Origin of the sequence: Nocardia sp. alder85J, assembly GCF_020176955.2 — a bacterium.
In the GTDB taxonomy this organism is placed as follows: Bacteria; Actinomycetota; Actinomycetes; order Mycobacteriales; family Mycobacteriaceae; genus Nocardia.
Genome location: NZ_JAIUCZ020000012.1, coordinates 69,927 through 93,772, shown reverse-complemented (window position 1 = coordinate 93,772; position 23,846 = coordinate 69,927). Strand labels below are relative to the sequence as shown.

The 23,846-nt window shown below is 67.8% G+C and carries 21 protein-coding genes; 15 read left to right on the top strand and 6 right to left on the bottom strand.

The genetic code is table 11. From position 1 onward, the window contains the following. Positions 1-16 precede the first annotated feature (16 nt). On the top strand, positions 17-184 hold the full coding sequence (locus tag LBW94_RS35830) for a cytochrome P450 (protein WP_225056989.1): 168 nt from the start codon (positions 17-19) through the stop codon (positions 182-184). A gap of 85 nt (positions 185-269) precedes the next feature. After that, positions 270-1,238, top strand: a complete 969-nt coding sequence (locus tag LBW94_RS35825; RefSeq protein WP_225056988.1) for a nucleoside hydrolase — start codon at positions 270-272, stop codon at positions 1,236-1,238. Between the two features lie 400 nt (positions 1,239-1,638). On the opposite strand, the gene LBW94_RS35820 is transcribed toward LBW94_RS35825, so the two are convergent. The 3 genes from LBW94_RS35820 to LBW94_RS35810 all read right to left on the bottom strand — a co-directional run bounded on the left by LBW94_RS35820 (position 1,639) and on the right by LBW94_RS35810 (position 5,538). Beyond that, the gene (locus tag LBW94_RS35820) at positions 1,639-2,871 is read right to left on the bottom strand and encodes a type I-C CRISPR-associated protein Cas8c/Csd1 (RefSeq protein WP_225056987.1); all 1,233 of its coding nucleotides are present in this window, start codon (positions 2,869-2,871) and stop codon (positions 1,639-1,641) included. Positions 2,872-2,993: 122 nt separating this feature from the next. After that, positions 2,994-3,374, bottom strand: a complete 381-nt coding sequence (locus LBW94_RS35815; protein ID WP_225056986.1) for a hypothetical protein — start codon at positions 3,372-3,374, stop codon at positions 2,994-2,996. A gap of 1,195 nt (positions 3,375-4,569) precedes the next feature. After that, positions 4,570-5,538: a hypothetical protein gene (locus LBW94_RS35810; RefSeq protein ID WP_225056985.1), complete on the bottom strand. Its 969-nt coding sequence runs from the start codon at positions 5,536-5,538 to the stop codon at positions 4,570-4,572. 125 nt (positions 5,539-5,663) lie between these two features. Here LBW94_RS35810 and LBW94_RS35805 point away from each other — a divergent pair, with 125 nt between their 5' ends. Beyond that, positions 5,664-5,867: a hypothetical protein gene (locus LBW94_RS35805; protein WP_225056984.1), complete on the top strand. Its 204-nt coding sequence runs from the start codon at positions 5,664-5,666 to the stop codon at positions 5,865-5,867. Between the two features lie 6 nt (positions 5,868-5,873). Beyond that, positions 5,874-6,170 carry a hypothetical protein gene (locus LBW94_RS35800; protein WP_225056983.1) on the top strand — a complete coding sequence of 99 codons (297 nt, stop codon included), beginning with the start codon at positions 5,874-5,876 and terminating at the stop codon, positions 6,168-6,170. A gap of 504 nt (positions 6,171-6,674) precedes the next feature. Here LBW94_RS35800 and LBW94_RS35795 read toward each other — a convergent pair. Then, a complete protein-coding gene (locus LBW94_RS35795; protein ID WP_225056982.1) occupies positions 6,675-6,911 on the bottom strand; it encodes a hypothetical protein in 237 nt (78 codons plus the stop codon). Between the two features lie 679 nt (positions 6,912-7,590). Here LBW94_RS35795 and LBW94_RS35790 point away from each other — a divergent pair. The 4 genes from LBW94_RS35790 (at position 7,591) to LBW94_RS35775 (ending at position 9,686) form a co-directional block, all read left to right on the top strand. After that, positions 7,591-7,947, top strand: a complete 357-nt coding sequence (locus tag LBW94_RS35790) for a hypothetical protein (RefSeq protein ID WP_225056981.1) — start codon at positions 7,591-7,593, stop codon at positions 7,945-7,947. A gap of 101 nt (positions 7,948-8,048) precedes the next feature. Next, on the top strand, positions 8,049-8,654 hold the full coding sequence (locus tag LBW94_RS35785) for a hypothetical protein (RefSeq protein ID WP_225056980.1): 606 nt from the start codon (positions 8,049-8,051) through the stop codon (positions 8,652-8,654). Then, entirely contained in the window at positions 8,639-9,325 is a 687-nt protein-coding gene (locus LBW94_RS35780; protein ID WP_225056979.1) for a hypothetical protein, read from the top strand. The genes LBW94_RS35785 and LBW94_RS35780 overlap by 16 nt, the downstream gene beginning before the upstream one ends. A 196-nt stretch (positions 9,326-9,521) precedes the next feature. Next, the gene (locus tag LBW94_RS35775; RefSeq protein WP_225056978.1) at positions 9,522-9,686 is read left to right on the top strand and encodes a hypothetical protein; all 165 of its coding nucleotides are present in this window, start codon (positions 9,522-9,524) and stop codon (positions 9,684-9,686) included. Between the two features lie 206 nt (positions 9,687-9,892). On the opposite strand, the gene LBW94_RS35770 is transcribed toward LBW94_RS35775, so the two are convergent. Continuing rightward, positions 9,893-10,462, bottom strand: a complete 570-nt coding sequence (locus LBW94_RS35770) for a hypothetical protein (RefSeq protein WP_225056977.1) — start codon at positions 10,460-10,462, stop codon at positions 9,893-9,895. Between the two features lie 237 nt (positions 10,463-10,699). Between LBW94_RS35770 and LBW94_RS35765 the strand changes: the two genes are divergently transcribed. The 7 genes from LBW94_RS35765 (at position 10,700) to LBW94_RS35735 (ending at position 22,856) form a co-directional block, all read left to right on the top strand. After that, complete coding sequence (locus LBW94_RS35765) at positions 10,700-11,245, top strand: hypothetical protein (protein ID WP_225056976.1); 546 nt, start codon at positions 10,700-10,702, stop codon at positions 11,243-11,245. Positions 11,246-11,400: 155 nt separating this feature from the next. After that, on the top strand, positions 11,401-12,039 hold the full coding sequence (locus LBW94_RS35760) for a hypothetical protein (RefSeq protein ID WP_225056975.1): 639 nt from the start codon (positions 11,401-11,403) through the stop codon (positions 12,037-12,039). 256 nt (positions 12,040-12,295) lie between these two features. After that, positions 12,296-12,778, top strand: coding sequence for a hypothetical protein (locus tag LBW94_RS35755; protein ID WP_225056974.1), 483 nt, complete (start codon positions 12,296-12,298; stop codon positions 12,776-12,778). 448 nt (positions 12,779-13,226) lie between these two features. Further along, a complete protein-coding gene (locus LBW94_RS35750) occupies positions 13,227-13,532 on the top strand; it encodes a hypothetical protein (protein WP_225056973.1) in 306 nt (101 codons plus the stop codon). Positions 13,533-13,622: 90 nt separating this feature from the next. Then, positions 13,623-15,962 (top strand): ATP-binding protein, encoded by a 2,340-nt coding sequence (locus LBW94_RS35745; RefSeq protein WP_225056972.1) that lies wholly within the window; start codon positions 13,623-13,625, stop codon positions 15,960-15,962. 55 nt (positions 15,963-16,017) lie between these two features. Beyond that, positions 16,018-21,735: a MobF family relaxase gene (gene mobF / locus LBW94_RS35740; RefSeq protein ID WP_225056971.1), complete on the top strand. Its 5,718-nt coding sequence runs from the start codon at positions 16,018-16,020 to the stop codon at positions 21,733-21,735. A 479-nt stretch (positions 21,736-22,214) separates the two neighbouring features. Further along, positions 22,215-22,856, top strand: a complete 642-nt coding sequence (locus LBW94_RS35735) for a hypothetical protein (protein ID WP_266272967.1) — start codon at positions 22,215-22,217, stop codon at positions 22,854-22,856. Between the two features lie 638 nt (positions 22,857-23,494). On the opposite strand, the gene LBW94_RS35730 is transcribed toward LBW94_RS35735, so the two are convergent. Continuing rightward, a complete protein-coding gene (locus LBW94_RS35730) occupies positions 23,495-23,797 on the bottom strand; it encodes a hypothetical protein (RefSeq protein ID WP_266272965.1) in 303 nt (100 codons plus the stop codon). Positions 23,798-23,846 lie beyond the last annotated feature (49 nt).

Genomic DNA, 23,846 nt, shown 5'->3' with positions numbered 1-23,846 from the left:
GTGCCCAGCAGCACCGATGACCACCGACCTCGAACCGATCACGTCGACCGGCATCGACTTTCCGACCGAGCTGGCGTTGCTGCAGTCGCACGGCCGCCTGGCCGTCGATCCCGCGACCCTGCAACGCGTCCCCAGCCTGATCGTCAACGGGCACCGCGACCTCCCCGCCCGCCTGCATCCCTGATCCCCTCCCAGCCACACCCCCGCAGCAGAAATAGTTAATCACCAAGTCGCGCAACGACTTACCCGAACGAAAGGAGCGACCCGCGGTGTCTGGTCCCGTATCGGCGTCGGCGGCGGTGAGCCGGCTGCCCGTCTGTGTCTGTCTCGATGCCGGGTACACCCCCGCCTCGCTGCTGGCGCTGGCGCTGGCCGCCGCCATGCTGCCGTTACGGCTGGTGGTGACCAGCGGTGAATTCGGCGGCGGGGTCCGGGCGCGGCTGGTGCAGGACCTGCTGCACCGGTGCGGCCGTACCGGTGTGGTCGTCGTGCCCGGCGCCGACACCGGTGACGGGCGGGATCGGTGGCTCGCGGACGGATCGACGCCTGCGGGTTTCCCGCTCCCGTCGATGTCGGCGGTCGGTCCGCTGCGCGACACGGTGGCGACGGTACTGCGTGAACAGGAGCGCGCGGTGTGGCTGGCGCTGGGCCCGCTGACCGGCCTCGCGGCCCTGCACCGGCAAGCCCCGGAGCTGACCCGCCGGTTGGACATCACGGTGACCGGCGGCGGGCCCGCCGACCGGCTACGCCACCCCCGGCTGGTCCCCGACAACCCCCGCCTGGACCCCGCCGCCGCGACCACCGTGTGGACCGACCCCGACCTCACGGTGCAGGTGGTGACCTCGAATATCACCGACACCGTGCTGACCGTCACCGCCGGTAGTCCGCTCTATCGGATGCTGGCCGCACCCGAGGCGCCGCCGTGGGCGCAGCCGATCGCCGCCGGTTACCGTCGCTGGTTCGCCGAGGAACTGCCCGGCGACCCCGCCGCCGCCGTGCTGGCGCTGACCGCCGCCGCCGGACTCCCGTTCACCACCTTCGGCACCGTCGCGGTCACCGTCGACACCGATGCCCGCATGCGCACCGACCCCGCCGGTATCCCGCTGCGCCTGTCCACCGGTGTCGACCGGCAGGCCTTCGGCGACTGGGTCACCGCCGCCGTCACGCACCTGCTGGCCACCGGCATGTACTACCAGCCGTCGCTGCTCACCACCAGCCGCACGAGCCGCCGATGGTGAACACCCCGGGCACGACCCCGGCGTCGGGCTACCGGTCACGCCGTCGGATCGAGGCGCTGCTGCTGCGCATCATCATCACCCGGGCCGCAGACCGGACTCCCGATGTCGCCGTGCACATCTGGGGCTTCGGCGGTACCACCGAAGCCAGCGCCGGCAGCCATGCGCACGCCCCGTTCACCGGCGAAGACATCACCGACCACACCGCGCTGGGATACGCGTACAGTCTGCGCGGCAGCTGCCCGGACTCTGGGCCCGCGGACTCGCCTACCTCGGACAGCAGGCAATGGTGCGGTATGGCCGGAGGCATCACGCATCGGCTCGCGCGCCGGGCTCTCCCCCGAACCCAGGCTACGTCTTGTCCCCGGGTGCCTCCTGACCCTCCCCTCGGCCCGAAAGCCCATCAGTGGACGGCCTGTTCCGGCTGGCGACTACTTGCGGCGCGGCGGTCGTGCGCTTGAAGCACCGCGACTCGCGCGTGTGACACGCGGCCGTCCGCCCGCATCTGCCGGAGCAGATGCGTGGTCAAACGAGGGGCCACCGGGTCACCGTGAATGATGCTGCGCAGCAACAGCTCCTGCGCGTCCGCCGGCACTCTCGGATTCTGGTAACGGCGACCGTCCCACCGCCCGAGCACGGCCAGCATCCCGGCGAACTGCGGCCACGGGTGATCGTCCGGAAAGACCGTGTCCGTGGACATGTCGGCGAACCATTGCGCGACCCGGTCCACCAGCAGCGACAGCGGCATATCCACCACCTCCCGGATCGATATCCGGGAGACGTTGCCGCTCACCGTGATCGCCCGGAACCGGGCACCGTCGGGAACGTCGACCTCACCGTCCATCAGCATGCCCACCCGGTCCCGGTCCGGATACATGACCGCTTGCATCGGGTCCACAGTGTCGCCTGCGGCGCCAGTGATCCACCAGGCTGTGCGAGACCGTGACCCGGGACAGCAGACGCTACGCCGCTCGTCTGCCAGAGCGCGGGACAACCCGCTGGTGGCTGCGTCCGCGCACGGCAGGCAGATCGGGGCCTGCGCCAGATCCTCGGCGAGGCACAGCACCGCAGGCGCGGTCGCGCCGGGCAGCAGTGATGCCGGCACCGAGTCCGGCATCGTGCGGGTCAGCGGGCCGGACCCTGCGCAGACGATGCACAAGCCCCAGGTGCCGACTCCCTTCTGTCTCTCGACCACCGCCGACCAGAATCCCGCCGCCGACGGCGACAGACAGGCCGGGGTGCCGTCGACGGTGATCAGCACGTTCTGATCCCGCTGCAGGGTCTCAGGCAGGGGCGGTCGCGCACCGGAGGCATGGAAGCGTGCGACGGCCACCGCGGCGGGGTCGCCGGTGGAATCCGCCCATGCGATGGCCTGCGCCGCCGCGGCGGCCTTGCATTTCTCGCCCCGGGCGCCGGTGCCGAACGTGTAACCAGCGGTGTCGCAGGCCGGTTGAGCGATGATGCCGACGGTACGTTTCACCGACGGAGCGAACAGCGTCAGCGGGTTCTCGAGGTGGTCGGCCAGGTCCACGACCCGGCCGTCACGGTCGAGCCGCAACTCCCATCGGAACACCCGCCGCCGGTGAAACGGCGGTCCGCCGGGAGCGTGTTCAGCGAGCAAAGCAAGGGGATTCATCAGAACCTCTGTTCAAATCGGTGATCATCGGCCATGCGACGGGCCACGCGAGGGCCGATGGTGGCCAGAAAGGTACCGGTTACGACCGACCACCTCAGCGGCCCATCGCCAAAAGTCCGGCATCAGTGCAGGTCGAGGCCCAGGTATGCGACGACGTCTGCCGGAAACAGATCCGGCAGCATGCGGTACGCGTCGTATATCTCGTAGTGCTCGTCGCGGTGGGTGTCCCAGTCGACGTCGAACAGGCGACACAGATCGGTGACGTCGATGCGGGGGATCTCGGTACAGGTGGCGATAGCCGCCCAGTAGCGATGGGATCCGGTGAGGGCTTGCTCGCCGTCGACGACGAGAGGCGCACCCTGCCAGCCGTTCTCGGTCATGTCCTCGATGAGGGCGGCGAGCTTGGCCTGATCGTGAGCGTCGTGGACAGGGTTGATGCCGCCCGCGTGGGTCTCGGTCCACTCGTTGATGAGGGCGACAGCGGCGGGGGAAATCGTGTGCATAGCCCTATCTATTCAGTGATCGCGGCACCTTGCATAGCCTCTACATACATCCGTTTACCTGCCCTGAACACCACCTCCGGCCCCCACGAAGGGGGAACGTGGCGGCCGGAGGCTGTTGCGGCTGGACCGCAGCATGGGTGCCGGGACAGCATATAACCGGGCCAGGACGCTGTGGGCTGTTCGTCAATGCCGATGTCGATAGGTGTTCTCGATACCGTGCGTCAGATCAGGGTCACGGCCGGTCATCATCGCGGCATCGAGATCGCCGGACCACTCCGGGTCGATCCGTGATCCGAGACCTGCACTGCGACAGTGTCATTGCGGATCGCTTCCCTGACATTTCCGCACACGCGGGAATACGCCCTGCAGCACCACCTCCGCACCCGAGCTGCGTGCACGGACCGTGCATGCCACGCATGGCGGGGCCAGGCTCGCCCGGACGGAGATCGGCTCTGCTCCGGTGGTTCGCTCGCTCTCCGTGACCGGGATGCTGTCGAAACGCCGGGCGCGAGACTGCCTATTTCGAGGGGAAATTACTTTCGGGGAACCTTTCGCCGGGTTAATACGATACCCTGCATGGTGCCGCCGGATCGTATTCGGTTCCCCGGTGGTCACCCTGGGGGAAATCCTGGCAATCCCGTGGGTGCCGCGCTGTCCCCTGGAAGGAGGTGAAGGGTGCCTCGAGCACGGCGTAGAAGGCCCTCGGCGACGATCAGGATCACCGCCGAGGTCCCCATACAATACGTGAACGTGCTGGTCACAGCGTTTCTGATAGTGCAAGCGTTGCATCGCTAGCCCTAATCTTGTGCGGCCCGCCGGTTCGATCGGCGGGCCGCACTGCGTTCGCGTGGTTCCACCATAGCGTAGATCGGTAATTCGAATCCGTATCTACTGATGTAATGAATTCAGTATTTCCCGTCTCTGTGTGAATCTCATTCCAAAGTTCCCCCGCGAATCTGTAGTGCGATCTCGTACGCCGCAGGAGTGCGCGGCAACAATTGCGATGCTGGAACCATCCGTCCGCCGCAGCGGACGACGACACCGGCCCCGATCCGGCGATCCCGGGCACCCGGCGACTTTGTCACTGTGACGGGCCGGTGGTGTCGGTCGCGCGGTGACCGAGGCGACTGCCCCACTGCGTCAAGCGTTTCCAGCCGCAGCACTCGGGCCGCGGCCCGAGGCCGGTGGCCGGCCGTCACCGGGCGTCGGGGTCCATCCACGGTGGTTCCGGCAGCCGCTGGGATCCCGCGGGTTGCGTTTCCCGGCGCCGCTGGCGTTCGAAGCGGACCTCCTCGGCGAGGGCGTAGATCAGGTCGAGATCCTGATCGTCACCGCCCATGATCTCCACCCCAGCGTCACCGTCGTCGACTTGATAATCCCAATGGACCAGCTCCTCAGCGGCGTGGCGGGGGCATCCCGGCACAGTGACGATGGTGTCGTCGAAGTCGAAAATCCGCACCCTCACCCGCACCGGGCCGCCGCCACACGGGGAATACCCCCACTGCCGGCGGGGGCGGTTGTCCCCGGCACCGAGCAGACAACCCCGGTTGTAGACCGCTTCGGCCACGATGGCCAGATCCGCAGCTGCGGTCAGCGCCGTGTCGACGTGGTCCTGCAGCGGACCGGCGGTGTCGTCCCACAGCCCGCTGATCCGCGAGCGGACCCACCGGGCCGCCCGGACGGTCACCGCGTCTACGTGCGCGATATCGGCGGTGTCACGTACCCGCTCGACATCGGCGACCAGCCCCTGCACTTTCTCGCGGACATCGTCGGGCCGCCGGCACTGCACCAGTTGCCCGGGACGCCCGTCCCGGCCGGGCACGGTGACCGGATCCATCGGCGCGGACAACACGGCCCTGAGGTGCGGCAGCAACGCGTCGGCCGCGGCCACGACATCGCCCCCGACGGGGTCGGCCAAACCGTCCTGGCCGAGTTCCTCGGCGTCGCGGCGGCGCACATACCGCCACTGGCCCTCTATCTGGACCTTCGATGGCCGCCGAGACACCCCGTCGACCGGGGCCACTGCGCCGCCGGTAGCGGGGGTGATCTCCCCGGCCGGCGAGGTGCGTGCACCGGTGTGGTGCAGGGCACGTGTGTATTTGGCTCCCGTGGAGTCCTGGATCTCGCGTGCGCGCCGCTGCCGATTGCCGTGGTTTTTCGGCATGTCCTCGTCCATCTCCCGGCGAGAGCCACCACGCACCCCCGCCGTCGACGAAAGACGTAACGTGACCAGGGTTTTCGAACTCGCGGGCCCTGGACGAACTGGCGACCCGGATCCTCACCGACCGTGTGATCGGCGACGGGCAGACCCGCTGCGCCTACACCCTCGACATCCGCTGGCCGGACCGATCGGCGGAATCACTGCGCGGATGCCTGCGCCCGGCGACATTGTCGTCCACCCTCCGGCAGACCGCCGCGATCATCCGCGCCCGCCAGCACCGCACCGACACGTCACCGGTCCAGCCCGGGCCGCACAGCGGATCACCAGCGTGACAACCGATGATCGAACCCGAGCGGTCATCGGTATCGGCCAGATCCTCTCTGAGCCATCACGTTCCGGCTGCTGAGCGCGCCCGGTCGGACGTCGTTGTCAACAACTCGCTGATCCTGACCCCAGGCGAATCAGTAGTTCTGACCCCAGGGTCAATTTTCAAGGAGTTGCCAGCCACCGGCAACCCCGATCCGCTAGCTAACTGGGTGAGCCGTGCGTGGTCGGGAAATCATGCCGACCTGGACGGCTACCTGGCTGCTGGTGGGTTCCGCGGAGTGCATCACGGTCGCGTCGCTGTCCAGTGATCCAGGAGTCCGTGGCCAGGCTTCCCCCGGGGTGACAGGTTGTCGCGCCACGGTCCGGCGGTTACTGGTGGTCGCGGGCGTCGGCCGGGTTCGTGAGCGTGGAGCCGCGGGTGCAGGCGAGGACTGCCTGCGCGTCGACGCGAATTCGGGTGCCCGACCGCGCCAGGCCGGCGTAGAGGCGGATCGCGGTGTCGCGCCGTAGGCCCGCGGCGAGCAGGAGCCACCATGCGGTACCGAGGAGACACCCGGACCGGTCTATCGCCGCGCTTGCGCCTGGTGATGAGCATTTCAAGCATGCCGTTCCTTGTCGTCTGATCTGGACCCGATGACGGAACTCCAGGAACGGTGGATAGCGCCTGTCTGCCAGGGGGCTACGACGCGATGCCACCAGTCAGGCCAACCGAGTTACAGGTAGTGAGCGCGGTAGCCGCTATCGCGGGCTCGGCCAGATCGCTGCGCACCGCGACGAGGACGGCCTGTATTGCAATCCGTTCCACGAGAGCCTCATTCCCCGGTCGGGTGGCGACTCTTGCGCGGCCGGCCCCGCGTTGCCTGTGGCGGCCAGTGTGCCTCGAGGGTGGCCAGGAACCCGTCGGGATCCTGGTCCACCGCAGTGAGGCACGCGACTACGAACGCGGTCATCTCCAGTCCCCGGACCTTCAGCTTCTCCTCGGCCTTCGCCTTCAGCTCAGCGTCGGGACGGACGTTGAGCGGCGGGTTCGCGTGTCGACTGGTCGCCATGCCGACAATTCTCCGCTAAGTGGCTTGCCACTATCAAGCAGCAGGTGTAGATTAAGTGGCAAGCCACTTTTACCAGCAAAGATAGGAGACAAGATGGCCACCGGGCACGGCGAACGGACGAAATCCGGGATGGTCCGCACCTTCGTCACCCCTCAGCCGATCGTGTGTGGCCGCTGCCACGCACCGGCCACACACGGCGCGGCCAGGGTGGATTCGCGGAGCGCGTGCCCCGGGGAGGACCACCCGGTCTGTCAGGCATTCCTGTTCTGCGCTGCGCACGCCACCAGCGATTACTACCGGTGGCCGCCACTGGCGCGTGTGACGCCCACCGGGAATTCCGGGCGCTCCCAGGTCACCGTGGGCGAACTCACGCCCGACCGCTGACCAGAACCTCGATCCTTCACGGAGGATCAGAAGATCCTGCGGCTCAGGTGCCGGTTCCGCATGCTGGCACGCCGCAGCGATTTGACCGCCTCGGGTCGCCTCGACGACGAGCCCGACCAGGATGCCCTACTCCCCGGTATGGAGTTCCGACCCTCACCAGCGCGCTACGTCTCGGGTTCACTCAGCCGACAGGTATTCGGGCCCATACATCGCCCTAGCTAATTCGGCTTTCAGGCCGTCATCGCAACGAATTCTATTCGGACATTCCATTTCCCTCATCTCACGGAGTTCCCGCATGTCTGCATTCAGCTCTACTCCCGATCCGCTGTCGAATATCGGCCTATCCAAGGCCATGCTCGCCACAGAACCGGGGGAGGTCGTTTCCCATCTCATCGGTGAGGTGACCTTCGCGACAACAACCAGCCACTTCAACAAAGCGAAGGAACGCCGCGACCAGCGCCGCACCCTGGTCATCACTCTGCCGGACAACTCGATCGTCAAGATCGTGACCCGGAAAAAGGTGGCGTTCCAGTGCCACCCCGGGGATCGGGTTCGCATTCCCAGGGCCGTGGTCAAGAAACACAAATCCTTCCGCGGTCAGCCGCAGACTGTGCTGGGGAATGCAACCTTGAACCGGACCCCGACTCCATAGTCACGGTGGATGGATTCCGCCCCGTCGCATCGGGTGGCCGGTGCGACGGACGAGGTACCCATCTGCCTCAATTCCCTCGTCCGTTTCATCTTGGAGTTTCAATGAGCAAAATCGAAGACCGCGGCCGCATCGTCAAGGTGCTGTACGGGCACACCGATGCCGAGACCGCCCATATCGACACCGACTATCCGTGGGGTTACCGGCTGCGGTGTACCCGGCGGTCGTGGGTCGAGACCGCGGTCAGGGGCGTGAAACGGGGACAGTCCCGGCTGGTGACCCAGACCACCGACCCGCGTCGGTCCGAGGAGTTCTGGAACGCCCCCAAGCCGGGCCGGTACGCCCGGAAGGTGTTCCTCACGGCGTTCGAGAACGGCCAGGTCGATGGGTGGTCGATCAGTGATTACGGGATCGGTAGCGAAGAGTGGACGCGAGTGGTCGTGCGTGGTTTGTGGGAGCATCTCGATCAGCCCGACCGCGATTTCATCGTGTCGATGGTGGCGCGCGAGCACCGGACCTCCACGGCCGGCTGGAGCCGCTGGCACACCGATGTCACCGACATCCGTGCCGCCGGGGCGCCCGAATTCACGACGTGGACCGCAGCCCATCCCGACTGGCTCCACCGCCAGGAGCACTACGACCTCCTGCGCGACTACGTCATGGTCGGCGGCCCGGACGTGACCGCCGAGAAGTGGTGGATCGCGCACTGATCACCACGGCGGTCGCGAAGCGCACTCCGCAGGGGTCGCCGCAAAGGCGCGCCCACAGCGAAATCCGCTTCTTCCCAGCCGACCGAATGCTGCACTTCACCGTTCCGAACCGATTTCCGCAGTCACCGCGGCACGCACGCCGCAGCCGACCCACTCCGATGGAGGAATTCATGACCACACAGCTTCCCGCCGAGCGCATCGCGAACGAAATCGCCACCGCCGAACTCGTGCGGGCGAAATTGCTGTACCTCACCTCCCGCGCTGCCGCCGAAGGCGGCGAGAGCAGTGAGGATTTCTACGCGATCCAGGCGACCCTGGAACACGTCAACGAGATCCGAGGTCATCTGCACGACCTCCGGGTGCAGGCGGCGTCACTGACTGTCGACCAGGCCCACACGGCGGTGCAGGAGGCTACCTCCGGCCTCAGGTCCTGGCCGAAGATCGAGGCCGTCGAAGGCATCGACGCGGAAGTGCTGGAACTGATCGAGGCCGCCTCCAAGACGGAGCCGATGGAGCACGTCCTGCACTGGCTCACGACGCTCCTGCACCAGCGATTCGCGAACTCGATCAGCAGCAAGGGGCCCTACGCGCAGATCACATTCATTCTGGAGCAGCTCGGTGCAGCCGAGGCCATACAAACCATCGGGTACCACGCCGAGGCGCCCTTCTGACACCGTCCGGCAACTGCTGGTGACGCGCCGGGCGAATGTCGGAGGCCGGATGGATGGGCCGCCGACCCAGGCCGGATCAGGTCAGAGCGACGAATTCCGCACTCATCGGCGACCACAACGTCATCAAAACCTCTGTAGCCAAATCGAATTCGTGAGCGATGCACGCTCACCACGACACACCACGAGAGGATTCACGATGAAGCGAGCCAAGCGGTTCTGGCACATCGAAACACGGTCCGGTTACTTCTACGCGACCAACCAATTCGGCGGATTCACCCGGCACGGCACGAAGGAGGAAGCCGAGAGGGAAATCGAGCAGAACATCGCCGAATTCGGCGATGCGTGGAGTAGAGACCGCTAGCGCTTCCCGCAGTGGACCGAGGGACCAGACAGCAGCAGTCTGCCTGGTCCCTCGGTCCGTTACCGACTCTACGACGCCGTGCCGACGCCGTGCCGACCTCCCTGCACGCCGCGCGGTGCCATGAGCGGTGCCGGTGAAATCCGTTTGTTCGCACCCGCTCTCGGCACGTCGGTTGAACATTCGGGTGCCCCGGCGGACAGCCACAGTTACGAGGAGATGGCTGCGGAGCTTCCTTGCCCGCCGCCAGCGGCTTGTGCGCGCTCGGCACCGCGGATCAGAGCGGAGATCTCCGCAGGCGACATTCCGACCATCTCCGCCAGCTCGCGCCCCGGCATACCACCTCGATCGCGGACCCGCCCGAGGGCCGCCCCCTGTCCGAGACGCGCGGCCGCCACCGCCGATTCCGCCGACTGCACCGCTGCGACGACCGCCTCCCGGAATCGCGCATGCGCACTATCAAGCGCCGCCGTCAGCGCCGCGACCCGGTCGCTTCCCCGCTCGCCGTTACCTCCGGCGCCTGCGCCCGTCGACGACCCGGCTACGGCCTTCACCACCGCAGCCCCGTAACCGGTGAGCGCTTTGCTGACCAGACGGTCACGAGCAGTGGCCGCGTCGACGATCGCGGAATCTCTTGTCGCCACGGCATCTTCGATCTGCCGATCGAGCCGGACGACGCCGGCGAGGTCTTCCTCGGTCGCGTCCAGCGCGGCCAGCGCCGCAGCACGGAGCTGCGACACCATCCGGTGCGCCTCCTCGCGTGGCTTGGGTCGAGACACGACCGTTCCTCCCTGTCGACCCGGCACCCCTCCACCACCGTACCTCCGGCACCGAATCGAAACTCTGGCCGCGATGAACCGCAACATCACGGACGATCAAAATAGCTGCGCGACAACATATTTCCCGACGCCCGGGTTGACCCACCCCGCAAAAGGGGTAAACTATTGAATGGACAGGGAGGGACCGGACACCCGCCCCGAACCATCACCCCACCCCCAACCCCGAAGGGACACATCATGAACGAGCACAATCACGCAGCCGATCTCCGCGGCCGCTACCACCGCGAAATACGGACCGTCAGCCAGTTCTGCTCGACACCGATCCACGTGGTCTACACCGGTAGCCCACGAGGCTGGGCCATCGAAGCCGTACTGGCCAACGGCCTCGTCGCCAGAGTCACCAACGACGCCATGCAGGGCACCGAATACGACAGCGAGTGCTGGACCGACCTGCACGATGCCGACGGTGTGCCGGTCGCATACATCGACCGCGGCAGCCTCACCGACCAGCTCTCCCTGGCTACCGCTCTCACCATCGAGCAGGCCGCCAGCCTGTGCGGCGGGCTCGCTCCCGCGGAGCTGCCCGACCTGGTCCAGATGGAACCCCACACCGTCGTTGTCGACAGCCGGGGCCACCGGCTCGAGGTGATCAACGTCGACTCGAACCGGGAGTGCATCAGGGTGTGCGACCGCAACGGCAGCCGCCACGGCACCTCCGAGTCGGTCGTTCTGACCCGGGCGCAGATGCGGGAGTGGATCACCACGCTGGGTCGCAGCCTCTGAACGCCCGCCGGCTCGTAAACCGGCAGGGTCTTGCACCCGCCGGGCCGTCACACCTGGTCCGGCGGCCGTGCCGCCGGACCAGCTCGCGGCCGATGAAATCCGCACGACCGCACCACTTCTCAGCCGGACACCCGGCATCAGGAGCTCGAACGTTCATGAACCACATCATCGACACCGACACTCAAGCGCGACTGCATGCGCTCGTAACCACGCTCGGCATCACCCACACCCAGCTCGATGACTATCTCGGTGACGTGTCGCTGTACGACGCCTCGAACGCCGGGGACCAATGGGGGCGCAGCGCAGCGCATCTCGCGGCCGAGGCCGAGGGGGTGCCCGCCGAGTTGGCGCTGCTGCTCAGCCTCCAGACCGAGCAGCAGATCACCGACCGGCTCGGCCAGTACGCGAACGCGGTGCTCGCCGAGTATCCCGGCCTGGCCGAGTTGCGCGGCGCCCTCGCGGGCACGGTGACCCCCGAGCGCGTACGTGCCATCGCCGGCGAATTCCACGGCATCACTGGCCGATGCCTGTTCGCGGTCTGGCCCCGTCTCGACCGCCACGGCTACCGCGGTGACCCGAAGCTCTACATCGAGCCCGAGTCCAATGACTCGTTCGCCGCGACCCTCACCGACAACCTCCGCAGCTTCCTCACCCTGCCCCTTGACGACCCCCATAGCCCGCGCACGCCCGGACACCCCGATGACTGGACCGGCGGGTGGGACATGGACCTGGACGTCGAGGACTGCGTCTGGGACGAAGGACAGCTCAACGGAGCCCGGATCGACCGCCGGTAGCCCGCGCGCCAGGGGCCGGATGCGGGATTCCCGTGTCCGGCCCCCGGCCGTATCTGCACACACGTTCCATCGAGGTGGCGGCTGGTGCACCGTGACAGAGCACGGCCGGACACACCAGCCGCCGCGCGCCCCACCCGCTTCCGGGGCACCCCGACACCCTATCCGCCGCAGCGGGCTTCCCCGCCGCGGTCCACCGAGAAACAGAGTCCTCGTGCCACACATGCTCCCTCCTCACCGGCTGGCGGATAATCAGCCGGTGGACGGTTGGGTGACATTGGCGCAGTGGGCCGACAAGCACGGGTACAGCCCCGAGTACGTCCGCAACTTCTGGACGCCACTGCTCGGATTCCCGGCTCCGGCCAGCTCTCATCCCCGCTCTGCTTCCAGTGGGCGATTCGAGGCCGAGGTCTACAGCGAAGCCGCCTTGGACGCGTTCTACGCCGCTCACCGACCCGAGCACCGCGGCACCACCTCGATGCTGGACGGGCCCGACGAATTCCGCACGCTGGGAACGATCGCGAGCATGCTCGGCCTGGACCGTAAAACTGTCAGCCAGTACCGTCAGGCGATCGATGCTGCGGTGGCGGCCGAGGACTACCAGGACCGAGGTGCCCGGCGGCTCTACCGCACCCGCGTCGTCGTCGACTGGCTCAACGCCCGGCCAGGGCGCGGCGTGGCGGCCGATCCGGCCACCGATCGCCGTCGGCGCCGGCCCGCCGAGACCACCGGCGAGGCCTAGCGGACGACGCTCCCGGCGGCCGCGACGGCGGGTCCGCTGTCACGGTCGCCACCTGGCGTTGCGCCGCGCGACCGAGCCGCGGTGGGTGGAAGGACCGGCCGCCACACGCGACTGCGCCGACTCGCACTCCTCGCGCCGTCGCCCTCCTTCTTTTGCTCCTGCCGCAACATGTCTTCTTCCACCCGTTCGTCCCCCTGCTGGCTGCGAGTTGTTCCCTGCCCATCCCCTGCCGTATTCTCACCACAGTCTCGCTCTCCCGGCTGCATCAAATCTCTTGCATTCCGGCGCTTAACTTGGACTATTCACGGAAAGTTGACAGCTGGGGGAGTTCGGCTGGGGGACTGTCGGTGCCGGGTCGGGTGACACGCTGGGCGTGACCTCGGGGTCGTTGATGTGTCTTGTTCCGCCGCTACGGAAAGGCGGCATTGTCGCTTTTCCGTTGACGGGGATGGGAGCGGTGTTGGTCGAGATCCCGGGTTCGGCGCGGCTGGTTCTCGTTGAGGGTGTGCGTCATCTGGACGAGCCCGCCGCGGTGTTCGAGGGCATGCTGACCGGCTGGGCGAACCAGCAGAAGTCGCGGATGCTGGCGGAGGCGACGATCGTGCCGCGGCTGGCGCTGCTGCGCCGATACACCGCGCTGCGGAACGCCGAGAACTCAACCACGACAATCCCATTGGGGAGTACCGCGCCACGGCCGTCGAACCTGCTGCCCCGCCTTTCGCGATTCCGGCGCCGTCGGGGGTGTGACGTGTGACGGTCTGGGACCGATACTTGAGGCGTGAGCAGTGGGGGAAGCGACATCACCGGGGACCCGCGGACAATCGGAGTGTCTCAATCGGCGGAGGTGACCGGGAACGGGAATGCTGTCGTGCAGACCGGCGGCGACCACCACGGCGACATCACCGTCGTCCACCATGAAGCGCCGGCGCCGCCTCGCACGGCGGTCATCACCAGTCTTCCCCCGATGCCGCGGGTGTTCCACGGCCGGGACCGGGAGTTGCAGCAGATCCTCGATGCCGCCGACCGCCATGAGCAGGTCGTGGCCATCCACGCCATCGACGGCATGGCCGGGGTCGGGAAAACCACCCTCGCCGTCCGCGCCGCCCACCTCCTGGCCGATCGGTACCCCGATGGCCGATTCTTCATCGAACTGCACGCTCACACAGCCGGGCAGACACCAGCGGATCCGTTCGACGTCCTCGGTGGGCTACTGATCGAACTCGGCACCGACCCCCGCACCATGCCCGACACCATGACCGGGCGGCGGGACCTGTGGCGCCACGTGCTCGCCGACAAGCGGGCCCTGGTGGTGTTGGATGACGCCGCCAACCGCCATCAAGTGCAGCCGCTCCTGCCCAGCGGTGCGCAATGCCTGACCCTGATCACCAGCCGGCACCGCCTGTTGTTAGCTGCCACCCGACCGCTGTCGCTGGACGTCCTTGCCCCAGAGCCGGCCACCGACCTGTTCCTTGCCCTTACCCATCGCGACCCACACGCGCCGGGCGAGCGAGACGCTGCGGCGCAGATGGCGGCCGTATGCGGCGGCCTGCCGCTGGCGATCGGGCTGGTCGCCGGCCAGATCGCCCACCACTCGCGATGGACAGCCACCGACATCTCCACCCGCGCCAGCGAACTGTCGGCCGCCACCGACCGGCTGGCCGCCGTCGACCGACCCGACGATCCGGTCGTGCGCGCCGCCTTCGACATGTCCTACAGCGGCCTTCCACCGGCACGGCAGGTCTTATTCCACCGGTTGGGCCTACACCCAGGCTCTGACCTCGACGTCTACGCTGCCGCTGCGCTGGCAGGCGTAGATCGCACTATGGCGGCGGCCGAGTTGGAAGCCCTCTACACCGATCACTTGATCGACGAGACAGCTCGCGGCCGGTATCGGCTGCACGACCTGCTGCGCGACTACGCCCGCACCCTCACCACCAGCAGCACCGCTGACACTGACCACGCCATCAACCGGCTGCTGAACTACTACCAAAGCACCGCGACGATCGCCAACCAGATCCTCGACTCGGGCACCAGCCGGGTCGGCGACGGCACCATCGTAGAGCCGATGTTCGAGGATCGAGTCCAGGCGTTGCGGTGGCTGCGGGTCGAACGGGTCAATCTGATGGCCTGTCTCGACCATGCCGCCAACCACGATTTGACGCGATTGGTCACGTTCACTCGAACGGTGGCCCGGAGGGTCGAGCTGGAAGGGCCGTGGCCACTGGCAGTTCGAATGCACCAGCGTGCAGTCGCAGCCGCACAGCAACTCGGTGACCGGCTCGGGGAAGCCGGCGCCCTTCGCGGTCTCGGCGACGTACGGCTGCTCACCGGCAACTACCCTGCGGCCACAGACCTGTACCAGCAGGCACTGACCATCTACCGCGACCTCCGTGACCGGCTCGGCGAAGCCCACACCCTCGGCGGTCTCGGCAACGCGCGGCAGCGTACCAGCGACTACGTCGCGGCCATCGACTTCTACCACCAGGTGCTGGCTATTTACCGCGACCTCGGCCACCGACACGGGGAAGCCACCACCCTCGACGGTCTCGGCAACGCACGGCAGCGCATCGGCGACTACCAAGCGGCTGTCGGTCTGTACCAGCAGGCGCTGGCGATGTTCCGCGACCTCGGTGACCGGCTCGGCGAAGCCCACACTCTCGGCGGTCTCGGCAACGCACGGCAGCTCACCACCGACTATCTGGCGGCCACCGACCTGTATGAACAGGCCTTGACCATCTACCGCGACCTCGGCGACCGGCAAGGGGAAGCGACCACCCTCGACAACCTCGGCCGCTGTCACGAAGCGACGGGCGACTGCCCCGCCGCTATCGATCTGTATCAGCAGGCGCTGGCGATCTTCCGCGACCTGGGTGACCGGCTCGGGGAAGCCACCGCCCTCGACGACCTCGGCGACGCACGGCAGCGCACCGGCGACTACCCGGCGGCCGCCGACCTGTTCCACCAGGCGCTGGCGATCTTCCGCGACCTCGGCGACCGGCACGGGCAAGCCACCGCCCTCCACAACCTCGGCGACGCACATCGGCTCACCAGTAACTACCTGGTGGCCGCCGATCTGTATCAGCAGGCTCTCGACATCTACCGGGACATCGGCGACCGGCAACGGGAAGCCGTCATCGTCGCCAAGCTCGAAGTTGTGCGAGTGGCGGCACCCACGGTCGAATAGTCGCAGTTGGAATACTGCGGTTTTACCTACATCACATCCGCGTACGGTGGAAGAGGTGGCGGGCAATCTCCACAAACTGAGCGCCGGTGACGGGTACCTCTACCTGAGTCGGCAGGTCGCTGCCTTGGACGCCAGCGACCGCGGTGCCACCTCCCTGGGCGACTACTACTCCGCGAAAGGCGAAGCTCCCGGCCGCTGGATGGGCTCCGGTCTGGTGGCGTTCGACACCATCACTGCGGGCGACATGGTCACCGAGGAGCAGATGCACGCCCTGTACGGGCTCGGCCGTCATCCCGACGCTCGCCGGATCGAGGAGGAGGCGCTCCAGACACTCGTCGGTGTGTACTTGCAGCAGTATCTGGCCCGGGGCCACAGCATGCGCCGCGCGGAGAAGATGGCCAGCCAACGCGCCGCCGACGAAGCCCAGAAGTCCAGCCGCCTGGGCACCCCGTTCAAAACGTTCCAGCCCACGCAATTCCGGCAGGCTCTCGCCGCGGCCTACAGCGATTACAACGTCACACGCGGCAAGCCATGGAATCACCCTGTCCCCGAAGACGTGCGGGCCGGTCTGCGGACCGCGCTCGGTCTGCGGATGTTCCGCGGCCACTACGACCGCGACCCGCTCGACGACCGGGAGCTGTCGAGCTACATTGCCCGCCAATCCCGTCAGCAGACGACCGCGTGCGCCGGATACGACTTCACGCTGACGGGGGTGAAATCGGGCGCGGCGTTCTGGGCGCTGGCACCGCGCCCGGTCGCCGACGTCTACCGGCAGTGCCACGACGCCGCCGTCGACGACACGATCCGCCGCGCCGAACAGCTGGTCGCCTACACGCGGTCCGGCACCAACGGCGTCGCTCAGATCGACACACAGGGGTTGATCGTGGCGGTGTTCACGCATCGCGATTCACGCTGCGGCGACCCTCAATTGCACAGCCACGTCGTCTTTTCCAACAAGGTGCGAGCGCACGACGGCCGGTGGCTGGCTCTCGACGGCCGCCCTCTGCACCGGTTCGCGGTGACGTTGTCGGAGTATTTCAATATCCGCCTGGAGACCCATCTGCGGAACCGCCTGGGCCTGCGGTTCGTCGAGCGCCCGCACAAGGACCCGAACAAGCGGGGCACCCGGGAAATCGTCGGCGTCGATTGGGCACTGTGCGACCGATGGTCCCAGCGCAACAACGACATCGAGGCTCGCCGTGGTGAGCTGGCCCACGCGTTCCAAGCCAAGTACGGGCGCGAACCGTCCCCGCGGGAGGCGTACGACCTGGCCGAGCGGGCAGCGCTGGAGAACCGGCCCGCGAAGCACGAACTGCGCTCCGAAGCCGAGCAGCGGGCGGCGTGGTGCGCCGAGGCGGTGGAGTTCTTCGGCTCCCCGGCCGCCGTCTACGACATGATCTACGCCGCCCTGCACCCCGGACCGTCGGAGGTGTCGGCGCCGGCACGGCATGAGCTCGAGGCCTGGGTCGAAGCCGCCGCCGACGAGGTCATCGCACGAGTCTCCGAGGAGCGCGCGACCTGGCAACTCCACCACGTCACCGCCGAGACGCTGCGCCTGGTGCGGGCGGCCGAACTCGACCCCGCCGACGTCGACCCGGTCACCGACGCCGTCGCGGCCGCCGCTCTGGCGCCGTCACGCTGCTTCGCCCTGCCGGTGCCGGATCTGTTCCACGAACCGCCCGGACTCACCCGCCACGACGGCAGCAGCGTGTTCGTCCCGGTCGGTACCCAAAGCTATTCCAGCGCACCGGTGATGGCCGCCGAACAGCGCATCCTGGACGCGGCCGGACGCCGCGACGGCCAGCAGGTCAGTGCCATGGCTGTCGACCTCGCGTTGCTGGAGTACGCCGCGAACGCACCGGACAAGCCCCTCAATCCCGATCAGATCGCGATGATCAGGGGATTCTCGACCTCCGGCGGCCGGGTCGAAGTCACCCTCGCACCAGCGGGCACCGGCAAGACCACGGCCCTGGGCGTGTTCGCGCGGGCATGGCGCAACGACGGCGGCACCGTCCTCGGCTTGGCACCGACCGCCAACGCTGCCGCAGTCCTGCGTGACCAGATCGGCGGCACCTGCGACACGATCGCCAAACTGCTCGACAGTCTGGACCGTTCCGCGGCCGCCGCCGAGTCGGGGCGCGCGGTACGGATACCGCAGTGGGTCAACGACATCGGCCCGTCGACAGTGGTCATCGTCGACGAGGCAGCCTTGGCGTCGACCGCGCAACTGGACCGCGTGGTCGCTTTCGTGCTCGGCCGCGGCGGCTCGGTCAAGCTCGCCGCCGACGACCGGCAGCTCGCCGCGATCTCGGCCGGCGGAATCGTCCGGGCCATCGTCGACGAGTACGACGCCTACCGCCTCGGCCGCGTCATCCGTTTCCGCGACGAACACGGCAACACCCGCACCGACGAAGCCGCCGCCTCGCTGGCGCTGCGCGACGGCGACCCCTCCGCGATCGCGTTCTATCTCGACGGCCGCATCCACAGCGGCGACCCGGCTGCACTGGCAGACCGCGCCTACAGCGCCTGGGCCACCGACCGCCGTGCCGGGCTCGACGCGGTGATGCTCGCCCCGACCCACGAGATCACCCGGTCGCTGAACGTGCGTGCCCGCGCCGACCGGCTCACCGTCTGGGGAACCACCGGACCGGAGGTGGTCCTGCGCGACGACACCCGTGCCAGCGCCGGGGACATCGTGCGCACCACCCAGAACGATCGCCGCCTGGCACTGTCGGGCACCGACTGGGTCCGCAACGGCGACCGATGGTCGGTCGACACCGTGCACGCCGACGGCGCACTGTCGGTCACCCATCTGCGCACCTCACTGGCGGTGACGCTGCCCGCCGAATACGTCACCGAGCACGTCATCCTCGGCTACGCGTCAACGATCATGACCTCGCAAGGGATCACCGCCGACTCGGGCTATACCGTCCTGTCCGGCAACGAGACCCGCAACGACATCTACATGGCCGCCACCCGCGGGAGCCTCACCAACCACCTGTACGTGCCCACCGCGCAGACCGGTGACGAGCAGTCCATCGTGACCGACAAGGCCATGCATCCGCAGACCGCGGCGGAACTGCTCACCCGGGTACTGGCCCGCGACGGCGCGCAGAAAGCCGTCGTCACGCTGATCTCCGAACTGCATGACCCCCGCACCCGCCTCGCCGCCGCCGTCGACGCCTACGTGCACGCCCTCGGGACCGCCGCGGAAACCCTGCTCGGCACCGAGGAACTCGCACACCTCGAGCGCACCGCCGACACTGTGGTGGCCGGAGTCACCGACGCCGCCGCGTGGCCGACCCTTCGGCAGCACCTGGCGATACTGGCGCTGTGCGGCATCGAGCCCATTCCGGCACTGACTCGCGTCCGCAACCAGCGGGAGCTGGGCACCGCACGAGATGTCGCCGCAGTCCTGGACTGGCGGCTCACCGCCACCGTCACCCGCGCCACCGGTTCCGGCCCCCTGCCCTGGATGACCGGCATCCCGGACCCGATCGCCGACGACCCCCACTTCGGCAGCTACCTGGCAGCCCGCGCCGCGCTCGTCAGCGAACTGGCTGCCCGGATCGCAGCCGACGCCGTGGCATGGACGCCGGCGAACGCGCCCGGCTGGGCGCGGCCGCTACTGTCTGCCGACGCCACGACGCTGATCGCCGATGTCGCCGTCTGGCGCGCCGCAACCGCAGTACCCACCGTCGACCCTCGCCCGACCGGCCCGGATCGCATGTTCGCCAGGGAAATCAGCCACCAACAGCGCCTGGACGATCGCGTGGCCACGATTCTGGGCGATCCCACCCGAGCAGCCGCACGATGGGCCGCGTTGGCCGACCGTCTCGATACCCGGCTGGTCGACGATGCATACTGGCCCGTGCTCGCCGACCGGCTCACCGCCACAGCGCGCACAGGCCTCGACGCCGCAGAGCTGTTCGAGTCCGTGGTCACCGCATACCCACTGCCCGACGAACTGCCCGCCGCCGCTGTCTGGTGGAGGCTGACCCGGCACCTCGACCCAGCCCTCCTCGAACACCTCGACGGAGAAATGCCGCCGCACGTACAGCCGGAACCATTGTCCGACAGTGACATTCCGCCCGAATCCGATACCGTGCCGACCTCTTCGGCCGACTCCGATCGGCCGGTCAGCACACTCGCCCCGGACGAACTCGACGAGGACTATCTCTCTGCGGTACTGGCCCACGCTCCCGACGAACCTGCCGACGCCTCACCACAGCCGCGATCCGGGGTCGATGATGCCGAGATTCTGATCGATTTCGACATCACCGGTCCTGCCCCGATCGTGCCCTACCCGGAGGCGACATCGGACGAACGCGTGAAGCGGCTACGCGCGGACCTGGCTGCCGCGAGGCAACGCACCAAGGACCTGTGGGCCATACACCTTGCTGGGGCAGGACAGCACCGACGCGCTGCCGATCCCATGGTGATCGCCATGCGGCACCAAGCCGACGTCCAGGCGCCCTTCCGGGTCGCCGCGTTGGATGCCCACCGGGCATGGCAGGATGCCGACCGCGCCGCCACGGCCGCTGAGCATGCCCACGCCACCGCGGTGCACGCTGCCGCAACCGCCCGGCCCGCAGGCGCCGGTGCTGAATCTGCGCCGGACGAACCGACTGTGGCGATCCTCGCGATGGAGGCCGCCGCCGCGCGGTCCCGAGCCGACGATGCCAAGAACGCCGCCGACCACGCGCAACGAGCGTGGGAAAACCATGCCGGCGACCAGGGAATGGTCACCCCCGGCGACGTCGACGCGCTCCGGATCGCCGCCGACGACATGGACAGTGACGTGGTCGCCGCCGCCCACGCGGATAAGGAACTGCTCGAAGGCCAGCTCCTGCGCGCCGAAAGCGCCGCCGCCCGCCGGACCGAATCCGAACCCGGCATCAGCCCGAAGACGATCGTGGTGCGGACGCCAGCACCACAACCCCGTCCACCACAATCGACCACCACCGGCGGGCGGTTGCAGATGATGCCGGACAGCGAACTGGAAACGGAGATCACCCGTCTCGCTGACGCCATCCACCGAATGCGGCAGACAAGCGCCCCCGGTAGCGATCTGTCGCCCACAGCCGTGGCCGACGAGACACGCCGAGACCATCGACGCCTGCACACCCAAGGCCCGATCGTCGCCGCCGCGCTCGAAACCGAGCAAAACACGCGGGATACCGAGACACGCTGGCATCAGGCTCGCGCCGATCTGGTCGCCCTGACGCACCGCCGGAACACCAACGCCGTTCGAGGCAAAGCTGCCCGGCACCAACTCGACGACGACATCGCCACAGCCACCAGCCGCGTCGCCGCCTTCCATGCCGAACACGTCCAAGCCAGAGCAGCGTTGCGCACAGCAACCGACGCCGCCATCGCGCTCGGGGCATACCCTGACCAATGGGCACACATCACCAGCCGCATCGCCGATGCCGGCGCGCTCCAGGCCGACCTGCAACGTGCCATCACCGAAGACGCCGAACGAACTCACCGCCAGAACGAACACCGTATCGAGCTCGACCAGCAGCTTGCACAATTACAGGCCGACCTGGACGCCACCGTGACCGAACAGCGCCGCCGCGCCGTGCCCACCAACGGCGGTCACGACTCGGAAACGCCACGGGAAACCGGCGACGATTCGATCGGCGACATCTGGCCGGATGAAGAAAATGACACTCGTACAACACAATTGGACGCTGCGACCGACCGATCAATACATGTTCGAGTCCGCCCGAACGACGCCCTTCGTGGCCCGCGGGGTCCCAGGGCCTGAGAACCACTCCAGGGCTGTTCACCGAAACGATCCGATGGCAGAGCCATTGTCCGACTCGCAGTCCTCGATGGCCGACGCCTCGAGCCGACTGTCACAGCCCCACCGCGTCCGAGCAGGCCAGCACCCAGTCGTGCCGCAGCATCCAGGATCCAAGCCTCGAGTGGGAGCCAGAACTTCTGGCAGCAGCTCAGCCGGGCTGTTACCGTCGATGGAAAGCCCCCGCTACCTGAGTTCGCGGTAGCGGATGAGGCGCTCGGCAGGGATCTCCGGCACAGCGTCGAATCCCCAGTCCTCCAGCCACTTCGCGATGGCGATGCCCGTGTAAGCCGTTTCGCCGCTGTGCACCGCCGTTGCGGTGCCGTCGCGACGGCCCGGGTGGAAGGCAGGTGATGTCCCATCCGCGACCGAGGCGATGCCTCGACCCAGGCGTAAGAGGCTACTGTTGGACGAGCCGACTCTCTTCGACGACAACGATGGCGATGCAGATGATGACGAGCGAGATCCGCGACGACGTAGAACGCCGCTACCGCGACGACCTGCCCATAGAGTGGAGCCCGCAGCAGCGGGCAACGTTCCTCGCCGCGAAGACGGACCAGCTGGAGCAGCAGATCCGGCAAACGACCGGGCCGCTGTTCGAGCACGCTCTGACTCTGTACCGCGACGCCTATGGCAGCGAGCCTGGCGACGCGGTCGTGACCGGGCTGCGGATCCGGGCCCGGGAGCAGGCGATCCAGATAGCGCTGGGCCAGCTGTTCGAGGGGTACGAGGAGCAGGATCCGGAGCCGACGATCTCCGATCGGGAGCAAGTGATCGGGGAGCAGCTCGACATGGTGTGGAGTCGGAAGCCGCCGATGCAGCGGTGGGCGACGCCGTGGGCGGACCCGGCCGAGGACGACGACCTGTTCGATCTGGTTCAGATTCTGTTCCCGGCCACGGCGACGAGCCCGGTCGAGCCGGCGGTCCACCTGCTGCAAGCGATGCGGGCCGAGGGGATGGACCTTCCCGCGTCGGCAGGCGATCCGGTGCATCAGTGGATGATGACCGAGTTGCGCCGGGGTCTGGATCAGGAGGACCGGCGGCGGGCCGGAGTGGGCATGCCGAGGCTGCACTACAGCCTGTAGGTTCGTCGCCACCGCGGACCGCGTTCGCCGATCTCGCCGAGCGTCCGCCGTTGACCGAGGTCGGTTCCGGTGAGCTTCTGCTGCTCACCGATGCCGCCTCCCGCAGGCCCGTGCTCGTGCGGGTGCTCGAAGCCCCGACCGACGCCACGGCGCTGGTAGCGCCGTTGGTCGTCGAAGACCTCGCATCCCAAGATCGACGCGAATATTACTGGGGTGCAATGCCGTTGACATGGCGGTGCCTGACTCCGGTCGAGCAGCAGGCGATCACGGCTCGTGGTCCCGCCGTCACCGACGCGACCACCCTCAAGGTCGGCGACATCCTCGTCCGCAGTCCCGAGGCCGGCGGCGAGCCGGAAATCGTACGCGTGCTGAAGACTTCAACAATCCCAGGCGACCGCGACACCACGACCGCCCGAGTGGTCATCGAACATGTCGACACCGGTAGGCGCCACACCCACACCGGCAACGCCCTCGGCCCACACTGGCTCCGCACCAGCCTCACTCCCACCGGTTTCAGAAGCCCGAACAGACTCCGAAACAACAAGATTCGGCCACACACCGACGCCACTCCCCCCACCGAGACCGATGAAGCCGATGACCGGGATGCCGCCGACGAGGATCCACCGGCGCTCGCACCGTCACGCCGCCCGGCGGCCGGCTTGGCTCTCGAAGCGCTGGTGGCCGAAGCCCGTCGAGCACGTGCCAAGGCGCAGGCGGTTGGTGGCCACGATCCGAGCGCGTGGACCACCTTCGCCGGACTGGTCGCTACCGACCCGGAGACCGGACGCCGGTATTCGGCGACCGAGCCCGAGTCGGCACCGGTGAACGACGGATGGATTCATCAGGCCGTGGTCGGCTATCAGCAGGTGGGCTACCGCATCGAGCATCGGTTGCCACCGCCGCGGCACACCCGCCTCGACCATCAGATCGACGTCGATCACGACGCGAAACGCGTCGTGATCGACGCCAAATTCCCGGCTACACCACCGC

Bases quoted from the DNA above. Each gene is read 5' to 3' on its own strand.
- LBW94_RS35830 (WP_225056989.1), top strand. From the start codon at position 17: ATGACCACCGACCTCGAACCGATCACGTCGACCGGCATCGACTTTCCG.
- LBW94_RS35820 (WP_225056987.1), bottom strand. From the start codon at position 2,871: ATGAATCCCCTTGCTTTGCTCGCTGAACACGCTCCCGGCGGACCGCCG.
- LBW94_RS35815 (WP_225056986.1), bottom strand. From the start codon at position 3,374: ATGCACACGATTTCCCCCGCCGCTGTCGCCCTCATCAACGAGTGGACC.
- LBW94_RS35810 (WP_225056985.1), bottom strand. From the start codon at position 5,538: ATGCCGAAAAACCACGGCAATCGGCAGCGGCGCGCACGCGAGATCCAG.
- LBW94_RS35800 (WP_225056983.1), top strand. From the start codon at position 5,874: ATGATCGAACCCGAGCGGTCATCGGTATCGGCCAGATCCTCTCTGAGC.
- LBW94_RS35795 (WP_225056982.1), bottom strand. From the start codon at position 6,911: ATGGCGACCAGTCGACACGCGAACCCGCCGCTCAACGTCCGTCCCGAC.
- LBW94_RS35790 (WP_225056981.1), top strand. From the start codon at position 7,591: ATGTCTGCATTCAGCTCTACTCCCGATCCGCTGTCGAATATCGGCCTA.
- LBW94_RS35785 (WP_225056980.1), top strand. From the start codon at position 8,049: ATGAGCAAAATCGAAGACCGCGGCCGCATCGTCAAGGTGCTGTACGGG.
- LBW94_RS35775 (WP_225056978.1), top strand. From the start codon at position 9,522: ATGAAGCGAGCCAAGCGGTTCTGGCACATCGAAACACGGTCCGGTTAC.
- LBW94_RS35765 (WP_225056976.1), top strand. From the start codon at position 10,700: ATGAACGAGCACAATCACGCAGCCGATCTCCGCGGCCGCTACCACCGC.
- LBW94_RS35760 (WP_225056975.1), top strand. From the start codon at position 11,401: ATGAACCACATCATCGACACCGACACTCAAGCGCGACTGCATGCGCTC.
- LBW94_RS35750 (WP_225056973.1), top strand. From the start codon at position 13,227: ATGGGAGCGGTGTTGGTCGAGATCCCGGGTTCGGCGCGGCTGGTTCTC.
- LBW94_RS35735 (WP_266272967.1), top strand. From the start codon at position 22,215: ATGCAGATGATGACGAGCGAGATCCGCGACGACGTAGAACGCCGCTAC.